Below are 12,563 nucleotides of genomic sequence, written 5' to 3' on the forward strand. Positions count from 1 at the left end.
AAACTAGGAGGAAATATAAATGTTAGAATTTGAACAAGGATTTAATCATTTAGCGACGTTAAAAGTCATCGGTGTAGGGGGCGGCGGTAATAACGCTGTAAACCGTATGATTGACCATGGTATGAATAATGTTGAGTTTATTTCTATTAATACGGATGGACAAGCTTTAAACTTATCTAAAGCTGAGTCAAAAATCCAAATTGGTGAAAAATTAACTCGTGGTTTAGGCGCTGGCGCTAACCCTGAAATTGGTAAAAAAGCAGCTGAAGAATCACGTGAACAAATCGAAGATGCAATCCAAGGTGCAGATATGGTATTCGTAACTGCTGGTATGGGTGGCGGTACAGGTACTGGTGCAGCACCTGTAGTAGCTAAAATTGCTAAAGAAATGGGTGCGTTAACAGTTGGTGTTGTAACACGTCCATTTGGTTTTGAAGGTCGTAAGCGTCAAACTCAAGCTGCAGCAGGTGTAGAAGCTATGAAAGCTGCTGTTGATACATTAATTGTTATTCCTAATGACCGTTTATTAGATATCGTTGATAAATCAACACCTATGATGGAAGCATTTAAAGAAGCCGATAATGTATTACGCCAAGGTGTTCAAGGTATTTCTGATTTAATCGCAGTATCAGGTGAAGTTAACCTTGACTTTGCAGACGTTAAAACAATTATGTCTAACCAAGGTTCAGCATTAATGGGTATCGGTGTTTCTTCTGGCGAAAATCGTGCTGTTGAAGCTGCTAAAAAAGCAATTTCATCACCATTATTAGAAACTTCAATCGTTGGTGCACAAGGTGTGCTTATGAATATTACAGGTGGAGAATCATTATCATTATTCGAAGCTCAAGAAGCAGCAGACATCGTACAAGATGCAGCTGACGAAGATGTTAATATGATATTTGGTACTGTAATTAATCCTGAACTACAAGATGAAATTGTTGTAACAGTAATCGCAACTGGTTTTGAAGATAAACCTTCATCACAAGGTCGCAAAGCTTCAAATACAGGATTTGGAAGCAGTGCTACAAGCAGCAATACAACTAAAGAAGACACATTCGCTTCAAACACAACGAATGCGTCTCAATCATCAGATAGTGCTAGTGAAGGTAGAGCACATACTACGAATGAAGATGACATTCCAAGCTTTATTAGAAATAGAGAAGAAAGACGTTCAAGAAGAACTAGACGTTAATTTAAAATCTTTTTGTAATATATGATTATAAATAAAAGTTGAGTCTGAGGCATAAACAATGCTTCAGGCTCTTTTCTGATATGATAAAGTATCGCTTATCCATAGAACTACTTTATAGAACTACTTTTCAGAACTACTTTTTCATTTATGAATAATAGTAGTTCTTATACATGAGCTTTAGCTCAGGTAATCCGTTTTCTTACTGTTTCTTTTTCAAATTTAAAGAAAATAAAATGAGTCTCGGCTTCTAATTACAAATGGATCTACTCATAGATTTACAAATGCTAGTATAAATAGAGATATTTTATTATAATTAAAGTGTGTCTGTAATGTGAATGACAAATGTTTTTCAGATAAGCAGAAAGTTGAAACTAGCCATTATTTTGGAAGGGCATGTTGATTCATAATATTAAAATTGAATAATATAAATTAATGGAGGTTCGTTGTGATGCAAGATAAATTTATTAAAAAGCGTCATATCTTGGAATATGAGGATAAACAATTAATAAATGTAAAACTGGGTATAACAACAAGAGAAGACGGTTTAAGTCCATATCCTCAAAATGCGTTTAATATGGCAAGATATATTGATGATTCTCAGCAAAACATTACGAAACATCAAGAAATGCTTGCAACAGTTATTGGATTTCCAAGAGAACAATGGGTCTTCCCTATCCAAACACATGAAAACAAAGTTGTTAAAGTAACTAGCAACGATAAAGGAACAAATATTGATGCCTTAAATGATGCATTGCATGGTGTAGACGCACTATATACTTATGAACCCAATCTATTACTTACAATGTGCTATGCAGATTGTGTCCCAATATATTTTTACAGTGAAAAACATCATTTTATTGGACTGGCGCATGCTGGTTGGAGAGGCACGGTTGGACAAATCGTGAATGCATTAATCTCAAATATTGATTTTGACTTAAATGATTTAAATGTTGTTATTGGACCTGCTACTTCGACATCATATGAAATTAATGATGATATTAAATCAAAATTTGAAACGCTTCCCATTGATATCAACCAATATATTGATACTAGAGGCACAGACAGACATGGTATTGATTTAAAACGCGCCAATGCATTATTACTTGAAAATGCGGGTGTCCCCAAAGATAATATATATATAACAAATTATGCGACATCTGAAGATTTATCTTTGTTCTTTTCCTATCGAGTTGAAAAGGGGAACACAGGTAGAATGTTAGCATTTATTGGTCAATAATGAAGAGGTGTTTAAAGTTGGATGTACAATATAATTTAGAAAAAATAAATGAACAAATTGAAACACATTGTAAAAAAGGTAATATTACAACGAAGCCAGACGTGATAGTAGTGACAAAGTATGTTACAATAGACCGAGCTAATGATGCATATAATGCTGGCATTAGACATTTCGGTGAAAATCGTTTAGAAGGCTTTCAACAAAAGAAAGCAGCTTTACCAGATGATGTTGTGATGCACTTTATTGGTTCATTGCAAACACGAAAAGTTAAAGATGTTATCAATGAAATAGATTATTTTCACGCGTTGGATCGGTTAAAATTGGCAAAAGAAATCAATAAACGTGCTGAACATAAAATTAAGTGTTTTGTTCAAGTCAATGTTTCAGGTGAATCATCGAAACAAGGTGTTTCATTATCTGAAGTAGAAACATTTATAAAAGAATTAAAGCAATATGAAAATATAGAAATTATAGGACTTATGACTATGGCGCCATTAACTGACGATGAGTCATATATTAAACGTTTATTTCAATTATTAAAATTAAAAAGAGATGAAATTAAAGCGCTCAATTTAAATTATGCACCATGTACTGAGTTGTCAATGGGAATGAGTAATGATTTCCATTTAGCGGCTGAAGAAGGTGCATCATTTGTGAGAATTGGGACTAAACTTGTAGGAAAAGAGGAGTGAGCCCCGTGGCTTTAAAAGATTTATTTAGTGGATTTTTCGTGGTTGAAGAGGAAGATGACGAATTAGAAGCACCACCAGAAGAAAATGAGCAACAAGAAAGACAACAACCTAAACAACAAGCGCAGTCTCAAAATCAATTTACAGAACAACCTAGAAATGTGAATTCAGAAAGACTGAGATCGATTCAATCCGTGCCCAAAAAGCAGTCAACTAGATTACAACAATCATCGGGTGAAAGGAAGTATCAAATGAATAACACTACATCAAAAAATAATGCTAGGAACGTTGTGAATATGAATAATCAAGAGCAAGAAAATTATGATTTTACACAAGAAAGTTCTAAAATGTGTTTATTTGAACCACGTGTTTTTTCAGATACACAAGATATAGCTGACGAATTAAAAAATCGTCGTGCAACATTAGTTAACTTACAACGTATCGATAAAGTATCAGCTAAACGCATCATAGACTTTTTAAGTGGTACTGTATATGCGATTGGTGGAGACATCCAACGCGTCGGATCAGATATATTCTTATGTACACCAGACAATGTTGAAGTTGCTGGCAGTATCACGGATCAAATAGAAAATATGGAATACCAAGGTGAATAGAGGTTAAAAATAAATGGATATAGGTTTATTAGCAAATATATTTAATTTTATTTTATTCTTGGTTCAAATTTATTATTATGGAATGATTGTTTATTTCTTTATGTCGTGGATTCCAAATGCACGAGAAAACAGATTTGGTCAATTTTTAGCCAAAATTTATGAACCATTTTTAGAACAATTCCGTAAGATTATTCCGCCGCTCGGAATGATTGATATTTCGTCAATTGTTGCCATCATTGTACTTGTATTATTCAGAAGTGGATTGGCAAGTATCTTCAATCTTATTTTGAGTAAATTAATGTAATGATTAAAGCAATAATTAATATTTAGAGTGAATTTAAAAAACTACGTATAAAATAAATGATAAGCACCTACGTTCATAGACGCGAGGTGCTTTGTCTTGTATTTGGGGTGAGCGTCATAGATATATATCAGCATTTCAGAAAAGAAGAGCATGAATTAATAGATCAACTTATAGATAAATGTAATCGGGCTAATGATCAATATTCGCCTATTTTAACGCCATTTTTAGATCCACGTGGTCAGTATATTATGAATGTGGTGGCTGGCAGTTTTGAAGATTTAGAAGTTACATTTTATGGTGGGCCATTCGCGGAAAGAAAAAGAGCGATGATTGCGCCAAGTTATTTTCAACCAGATGCAGAGGCATTTGAAATTGTATTAATTGAAATAGATTATCCTCAAAAATTTGTAACATTACAGCACCAACACATATTGGGTACAATCATGTCTTTAGGTATTGAAAGAGATCAACTAGGTGACATTGTTGTAGATGATCGAATTCAATTTACTTTGACAAAACAATTAGAATCTTATATTATATTGGAATTAACTAAAATCAAAGGTGCTTCAGTTAAACTTAATTCTATTCCTATAAAAGATATGATACAATCAAAAGAGCATTGGCAATCTTTTGAAACGACTGTTAGTGGTTTAAGATTAGATGTCGTATTAAAAGAGATGGTACGTAAATCACGCTCGATAGCTAAGCAACTTATTGATAAAAAGCGTGTTAAAGTCAACCATACAGTGATTGATGCTGCAGATTTCCAACTAGATAGTGGGGATTTGTTGTCTATCCAAGGATTTGGAAGAGCGATGATTACTGATATTGGTGGTAAAACAAAAAAAGATAAAATACGCATTTCATATAAAACGCTGTTTAAATAATATGAAGTTTATGAAAGCGAATATAAACACTTTGCACAATTAACTAAATGATATATTATAAAAGAATATTGTAGGAAAAACACTATTTATCTTATTTAATCAAAGCTGATAATAGTGTATTATAGAAGGAGGATCATGTATGCCTTTTACACCAAGTGAAATAAAAAACAAAACATTTACTCAAGTAAAAAGTGGGTTTGAACCTAAAGAAGTTGAAGACTATTTAGAACAATTAAGTAATGAAATTGAACGTCTAAAAGAAGACAAAGCTCAGTTAGAAAAAGTCATTGAAGATAAAGAAACAAATATTCAATCTTACAAGGATGTACATCAATCCGTAAGTGATGCTTTAATTCAAGCAAAACATGCTGGTGAGGAAACTAAAGCAGCTGCTACAAAAGAAGCAGAAGCAACAGTAGCAAAAGCAAAAGCAGAAGCGGATAAAATTGTTAATGATGGTGTGGAAAAAGCACGTCGCTTATCTTTCCAAACAGAAGATATGAAACGTCAATCAAAAATTTTCAGATCGCGTTTCCGTATGCTAGTTGAAGCACAATTAGATTTACTTAAAAGTGAAGATTGGGATTACTTATTAAATTATGATTTGGATTCTGAACAAGTGACTCAAGAAAATATTAATCATTTGAATGAAAAGGATTTAACTGAAGAAGAAAAAGCTATGAAAGCAAAAGCAGAAGCAGATAATACTGCACAATCAAATGATGATTCGAATAAAGCATAAGGATAACAGACACGTTTGAAACGAAACACATATCAAAGCGAGTTAGGAATAGTGAGAGCCTTTCATATGTGCGTTTCTAATATCACTGTTGTCACAACTTATATAACATAAATGAGAGAACTCTAAGTTGAGTTAACCAGGGTGGTAACGCGGTCAATATCGTCCCTGTTAATTGAACTTAGGGTTCTTTTATTGTATAAAATGAACTAACTTAGAAAATCGGAAGAAGGAGTGTATTGAAAATGGATTATAAAGATACGTTGTTAATGCCAAAAACAGATTTCCCAATGCGTGGAGGTTTGCCAAATAAAGAGCCAAAAATACAAGAAGAATGGGATGCCAAAAATATTTATCAAAAAGTATTAGATAAAAATGAAGGTAATCCGTCATTTATTTTACATGATGGACCACCGTATGCGAATGGTAATTTACACATGGGCCATGCCTTAAATAAAATTCTTAAAGATATTATTACGAGATATAAATCCATGCGTGGTTACTATGCACCATACGTTCCAGGTTGGGATACACATGGTCTTCCAATTGAACAAGCATTGACTAAAAAGGGCGTTAAACGTAAAGAACTATCAATCGCTGAATTTAGAAAAAAATGTGAAGCATTTGCATTAGAACAAATCGACAACCAGAAAAAAGATTTTAAACGTTTAGGTGTTAAAGGTGATTTTAATAATCCATACATTACGCTTAAACCTGAATATGAAGCAGCTCAAATTCGTTTGTTTGGTGAAATGGCAGACAAAGGATTAATTTATAAAGGTAAAAAACCTGTTTATTGGTCACCATCAAGTGAATCGTCATTAGCTGAAGCTGAAATTGAATATCAAGATAAACGTTCACCGTCTATTTATGTAGCTTTTGATGTTATAGATGGTAAAAGTATTGTAGATGACGATGCACAATTCATCATCTGGACAACAACACCATGGACTTTACCTTCAAATGTTGCCATTACAGTACACCCAGATTTAACTTATGGTCAATATAATGTTAACGGCAAAAAATATATTATCGGTAAAGATTTAGCGAGTGATGTGGCTGAAGCGCTAGATTGGGACGAAGATACTTTAGAATTAGAAAAAGAATTCAAAGGTAAAGACTTAGAGTACATTAAAGCGCAACATCCATTCTTTGATCGTGAATCATTAGTTATCAACGGGTTACACGTAACTACTGATGCAGGTACGGGTTGTGTACACACAGCACCAGGTCATGGTGAAGATGACTATATTGTTGGTCAAAAATACAATTTACCTGTTATCAGTCCTGTTGATGATAAAGGTGTGTTCACTGATGAAGCAGGTCAATTTGAAGGCATGTTCTATGATAAAGCAAACAAAGAAATCACAGATTTATTAAAAGAAGATGGCTCATTATTAAAATTAGAATTTATTACACATAGTTACCCTCATGATTGGCGTACTAAGAAACCAGTGATCTTTAGAGCGACACCACAATGGTTTGCTTCTATTGATAAAGTACGTGAGGACATCTTAAGTGCAATAGACGATACGCAATTCAAAGTTGATTGGGGTAAAACACGTATCTATAATATGATTCGTGATCGTGGAGAATGGGTTATTTCTCGCCAACGTGTATGGGGTGTGCCATTACCAGTATTTTATGCAGAAAATGGTGACATCATCATGACAAGTGAGACCGTAAACCATGTTGCAGATCTATTTGAAGCAAATGGTTCAAATATTTGGTTTGAACGTGAAGCGAAAGATTTACTGCCAGAAGGTTTTACACATCCTGGTAGCCCTAACGGCGAATTCACAAAAGAAACGGATATCATGGATGTATGGTTTGATTCAGGTTCTTCACACCGCGGTGTATTAGAGGCACGTCCAGAATTATCATATCCTGCAGATTTATATCTTGAAGGTAGTGACCAGTATCGTGGTTGGTTTAACTCTTCAATAACAACTTCTGTAGCTACAAGGGGACAATCACCATATAAAATGTTACTTTCTCATGGCTTTGTCATGGATGGCGAAGGTAAAAAAATGAGTAAATCATTAGGAAATGTGATTGTTCCTGATCAAATCGTTAAACAAAAAGGTGCAGACATTGCACGTCTATGGGTAAGTAGTGTAGATTATTTAGCAGATGTTCGTATATCTGATGAAATCTTAAAACAATCTTCTGATGTATATCGTAAGATTAGAAATACGCTAAGATTTATGCTAGGAAATGTGAGTGATTATAACCCTGCCACAGACGCTATCGCAGAAAAAGATTTACTAGAAGTAGATAAATATATATTAAATAGATTACGTGAATTTACTGCAAACACATTAGATCACTATGATAACTATGATTATTTAGATATTTACCAAGAAGTTCAAAACTTTATCAATGTGGAATTAAGTAATTTCTATCTAGATTATGGTAAAGATATTCTATATATTGAAGAACGTGATTCACACAAACGTCGCAGCATGCAAACGGTGTTATACCAAATTGTAGTAGATATGACAAAACTACTTGCACCGATCTTAGTTCATACTGCTGAAGAAGTTTGGTCTCATATTCCACACGTAGAAGAAGAGAGTGTACATTTAACAAATATGCCAGAGCGCGTAGAAATTGATCAAGCGTTTGTTGATAGATGGAATACATTTATGAACTTACGTGATGATGTTAACCGTGCATTAGAAGTTGCACGTAATGAAAAAGTAATCGGTAAATCACTCGAAGCAAAAGTTGTGATTGGCTCTAATGAAAACTTCGATGCGACGACATTCTTACAACAATTCAAAGATTTACAACAACTATTTATCACTTCTCAAGCTGAAGTTGTCGATAAAGTAGATGACGGTGTTGCATATCAACATGGTGATATCCGTATCGAACATGCTCATGGAGAAAAATGTGAACGTTGTTGGAATTATAGTGAGGAATTAGGTTCAGTAGGTGAATTAGATAACTTATGTCCTCGTTGTCAAGCAGTTGTAAAAACACTTGTATAAGAATTAGAAAGTAAGTAAAAATGATTCAATAAGTTCAAAGGTTACTTATATTTGCATTAAGCAAATTAAGTAACCTTTTCTTATGGCAATAATTGTTGTTATAATTTAGTGAAAATAAAAAGCTAATGGCGCGGATGTACAGTAATATCAATAATGAAGGACGTATGAATTAGCATAGGTAGATAGATAAAAATTAAACGTAAAGTGTCATTTTAATGAATAAGAAATTGGCATTTGGAAAGGTGTTTGTCATGTTTCATAATCAAAGTGCGCATTTTGTAAATGGCATCACATTAAATGTAAGAGATAAAGAATCAATGAAGCATTTTTATCAAGACATATTAGGATTGAATGTAGTGAATGAATCACTATCTATTGTTCATTATGAAATAGGAAATATGAATCATTTTTTAACATTAAATCAAATAAATATGGGGAGAGAGCCATTAACATCGGAAGCTGGCTTATTTCATTTAGCTATAAAGTTACCTTCAAAGACAGACTTAGCAGATTTACTTGTACAGTTAAGTGAATATACAATTCCAGTTAACGGCGGTGAACACGAAACGGCTACCTCAATTTTTCTAGAGGATCCTGAAGGCAATGGACTTGAATTCTATGTCGATAATCCAATGGAAGATTGGTCTTTTGAAAATGGACAAGTTGTATTAGAGACCCAACCGATTAATGTGCCACATCTATTGACTTATGTATCAAATGAAAAGTGGCAAGGCATTCCAGATGAAAGTATTATTGGTTATATTAATCTAAAGACAATAGAGTTAAAACGTATTAAATTATATTACAAGCGATTTTTTGGTTTAGAACCATCCGCTTTAGAAACCAATCATTCAGTATATTTATCATCAAATGGTTATCATCAGCATATCGTTGTGAATAATTGGTACTCTAGTATCAAACGTATTGAAAATGAACGTACCTATGGTTTGGCTTGTGTAGATTACCATTATCCTGAATCGACTCATAAACGCTTAACTGGACCCGATGGGATTCAATTTAGATTCAATTTCTACAAAGTGATATAAAGAAGCGAAATAAAAAATGAAAAGCATAGTTAGAAATTTCCTGATTGCATCGGTATAATTTTAAACGTCAAAATTTCGTATAGGAAATGTAGTTTTTTTACAGATAATGAAACTGTAACTTTTTTTATAAGTTTGAGTAGGATATAATGAGAGTTGTTGTAAAAGCGACTGAACGTAGAATAGGAGGTACGGACATGAAACGTCAGTACTATATTGGTATTTCTTTATTCATAACAATCATTATATTAGTATTAGATCAAATCACAAAATTTATTATTGCTAGTTCAATGAAAGTGGGAGATTCATTTGAAGTTATTCCCAACTTTTTAAATATAACTTCGCATCGTAATGATGGTGCAGCTTGGGGAATTTTAAGTGGAAAGATGAGTTTTTTCTTTATTATCACAATCATTATACTGGTTGTACTCATCGTATTTTATATTAAAGAAGCGAAAAACAATTTATTGATGCAAATCGCAATTAGTTTATTGTTTGCTGGTGCATTAGGGAACTTCATCGATCGTGTGTTACATGGAGAAGTTGTAGACTTTGTAGATACATATATCTTTGGATATAATTTTCCAATATTTAATGTAGCTGACTCAAGTTTAACGATAGGCGTTTTATTAATTATTATCGCTTTGCTAACAGATATGAAGAAAGAAGAATAGGAGAGATATTGTATGGATATACATGAGTTTAAGATTGAAAATCCAGAAGATACAGGCCAACGTATCGATAAATTACTACCTGAATATCATTCGGAGTGGTCACGTACACAAATTCAAGACTGGATTAAAGCTTCTCTAGTAAAAGTAAACGATCAGGTCATTAAATCTAATTATAAGACAAAAATGAATGATCACATTGTTGTAACCGAAAAAGAAACCGTTGAAGCGGATATTCAACCAGAAAATTTAAATTTAGATATTTATTATGAAGATGATGATGTAGCGATTGTATATAAACCTAAAGGTATGGTTGTGCATCCATCTGCAGGTCATTATACCGGTACATTAGTGAATGGTCTAATGTATCAAATGAAAAATTTATCAGGTATTAATGGTGAAATACGTCCAGGTATTGTACATCGTATTGATAAAGATACCTCAGGCTTACTCATGGTTGCTAAAAATGATGTGGCACATCGTAGTTTAGTTGATCAACTCGTTAATAAAACCGTGACACGTAAATATGTCGCTTTGGTACATGGTAATATTCCTCATGATTATGGTACTGTTGATGCGCCGATTGGTAGAAATAAAAACGATCGTCAATCTATGGATGTTGTGGATGATGGTAAAGAGGCGGTTACACATTTTAATGTTTTAGAACATTTTAATAAATACACATTAATAGAGTGTCAATTAGAAACCGGACGTACCCACCAAATCCGTGTGCATATGAAATATATTGGTTATCCATTAGTTGGTGACCCCAAATATGGCCCTAAAAAAACATTAGATATAGGTGGCCAAGCGCTACACGCTGGAATTATTGGCTTTGAACATCCAGTTACACATGAGTATATTGAAAAATCAACTGCATTACCTGAAGATTTTGAACAGTTATTATCAGAATTACGTAGAAGTGATAAATAAAAATGATAAAATTTTATAAAATGGATTATTAAACATTCATAGTGCCTAATTTTTAATTAATCACACTGTCATTTCCACTAAAGATACACATTTTAAATTGAAACAAGCATACCGTTTTCTGTCTCACTACTGTGTTTATTTCTTAAGTGGCTTGCAAGTGAATGCGTTTCATGGTAGTATGGTGACAGTTTAATAAAGAGCGTACGTCTTTAATTGTAAGTCCAGAGAGGCTTCGAAGACATGTATTTATTAAAGGTAGACAAACAATATTTTTCTCATTTGAGAAAAATACCTGTTGTAGTTAGTATCATATAACGCAACGGAAGATACAGTCGTTAGTAAAAACACTGTAAAGAGAAATCAGCTTGGATAAGAAAGCATATGTCTCTTATACGTTTGTCATACACTTTAACAAACCTCATGTCTTAATAAAGACATGAGGTTTTCTTTATATCATCATCATTTTAAAAGGTAGGTGCCTAAGATGTCAGAACGCATTATTATGGATGAAGCGGCAATTCAACGTACTGTGACACGTATTGCACACGAAATTTTAGAATATAATAAAGGTACTGATAATTTAATCTTATTAGGTATTAAGACACGTGGCGCATTTTTAGCAAGAAGAATTCAACAAAAAATTGAGCAAATTGATGAAATTGCTGTGCCTACAGGTACAATCGATATAACACAATTTAGAGATGATTTGAAACAAACGATAAATCAAGTAGATGAAAGATCATATGAAATTGATGTAAACATTACTAATCAAGTAGTCATTATTATCGATGATGTCTTATATACTGGTAGAACTGTAAGAGCGTCACTAGATGCAGTGTTACAGTATGCTAGGCCGAAGAAGATTGGGCTAGCGACACTAGTAGATAGAGGGCATAGAGAGTTACCAATAAGAGCTGACTTTGTAGGTAAAAATATCCCGACAGCCAAGGAAGAAGATGTTTCAGTATATTTAGAAGAAATAGATGAAAGAAATGCAGTTGTAATTGAATAACACCTTTTAATTCGGTACGAGAGACTGAAAAAGGGAAGAGGGTTAAACGGATGCAATAATATCGATAAATGTTTTATTGTAATACATCCGTTTATAAATTAAACAATTAATGAAACAACCTCTTCAATTATCTAACTTTATTTTTAAAGCACATTAATATTATAGAAGTTACATAACTTTTTATATGTGCATGAGTAAATTAGATAATATACTTTTTAGTCTCTTTACATGAATTTAATGTAAAGA

General features: G+C 33.1%; 12 protein-coding genes. All 12 read left to right on the forward strand.

Annotated elements, in window-relative coordinates; all coding sequences use genetic code 11:
* The first annotated feature begins 19 nt into the window (after nt 1-19).
* The 12 genes from ftsZ to pyrR all read left to right on the forward strand — a co-directional run bounded on the left by ftsZ (nt 20) and on the right by pyrR (nt 12,317).
* The gene (gene ftsZ / locus ACM595_RS01340) at nt 20-1,192 is read left to right on the forward strand and encodes a cell division protein FtsZ (RefSeq protein WP_002483541.1); all 1,173 of its coding nucleotides are present in this window, start codon (nt 20-22) and stop codon (nt 1,190-1,192) included.
* 448 nt (nt 1,193-1,640) lie between these two features.
* Complete coding sequence (gene pgeF, locus ACM595_RS01345) at nt 1,641-2,429, forward strand: peptidoglycan editing factor PgeF (protein ID WP_041080412.1); 789 nt, start codon at nt 1,641-1,643, stop codon at nt 2,427-2,429.
* Nucleotides 2,430-2,446: 17 nt separating this feature from the next.
* Complete coding sequence (locus ACM595_RS01350) at nt 2,447-3,121, forward strand: YggS family pyridoxal phosphate-dependent enzyme (RefSeq protein ID WP_075339740.1); 675 nt, start codon at nt 2,447-2,449, stop codon at nt 3,119-3,121.
* A gap of 5 nt (nt 3,122-3,126) precedes the next feature.
* Entirely contained in the window at nt 3,127-3,732 is a 606-nt protein-coding gene (locus ACM595_RS01355; protein ID WP_041080414.1) for a cell division protein SepF, read from the forward strand.
* Nucleotides 3,733-3,745: 13 nt separating this feature from the next.
* Nucleotides 3,746-4,036 carry a YggT family protein gene (locus ACM595_RS01360; protein WP_002483537.1) on the forward strand — a complete coding sequence of 97 codons (291 nt, stop codon included), beginning with the start codon at nt 3,746-3,748 and terminating at the stop codon, nt 4,034-4,036.
* 56 nt (nt 4,037-4,092) lie between these two features.
* The gene (locus tag ACM595_RS01365) at nt 4,093-4,923 is read left to right on the forward strand and encodes an RNA-binding protein (protein ID WP_046199697.1); all 831 of its coding nucleotides are present in this window, start codon (nt 4,093-4,095) and stop codon (nt 4,921-4,923) included.
* 139 nt (nt 4,924-5,062) lie between these two features.
* Entirely contained in the window at nt 5,063-5,665 is a 603-nt protein-coding gene (locus ACM595_RS01370) for a DivIVA domain-containing protein (RefSeq protein ID WP_069825833.1), read from the forward strand.
* Between the two features lie 242 nt (nt 5,666-5,907).
* Nucleotides 5,908-8,658 (forward strand): isoleucine--tRNA ligase, encoded by a 2,751-nt coding sequence (gene ileS / locus ACM595_RS01375; RefSeq protein ID WP_419744419.1) that lies wholly within the window; start codon nt 5,908-5,910, stop codon nt 8,656-8,658.
* A 251-nt stretch (nt 8,659-8,909) separates the two neighbouring features.
* Nucleotides 8,910-9,704 carry a VOC family protein gene (locus ACM595_RS01380; protein ID WP_002483533.1) on the forward strand — a complete coding sequence of 265 codons (795 nt, stop codon included), beginning with the start codon at nt 8,910-8,912 and terminating at the stop codon, nt 9,702-9,704.
* A 194-nt stretch (nt 9,705-9,898) separates the two neighbouring features.
* A complete protein-coding gene (gene lspA, locus ACM595_RS01385) occupies nt 9,899-10,375 on the forward strand; it encodes a signal peptidase II (RefSeq protein WP_011303317.1) in 477 nt (158 codons plus the stop codon).
* Between the two features lie 12 nt (nt 10,376-10,387).
* Complete coding sequence (locus tag ACM595_RS01390; protein WP_002483531.1) at nt 10,388-11,305, forward strand: RluA family pseudouridine synthase; 918 nt, start codon at nt 10,388-10,390, stop codon at nt 11,303-11,305.
* Nucleotides 11,306-11,789: 484 nt separating this feature from the next.
* Nucleotides 11,790-12,317, forward strand: a complete 528-nt coding sequence (pyrR, locus tag ACM595_RS01395) for a bifunctional pyr operon transcriptional regulator/uracil phosphoribosyltransferase PyrR (RefSeq protein WP_002483530.1) — start codon at nt 11,790-11,792, stop codon at nt 12,315-12,317.
* Nucleotides 12,318-12,563 lie beyond the last annotated feature (246 nt).

The organism is Staphylococcus sp. LKG3-1, from assembly GCF_048568385.1.
Lineage (GTDB): Bacteria > Bacillota > Bacilli > Staphylococcales > Staphylococcaceae > Staphylococcus > Staphylococcus saprophyticus.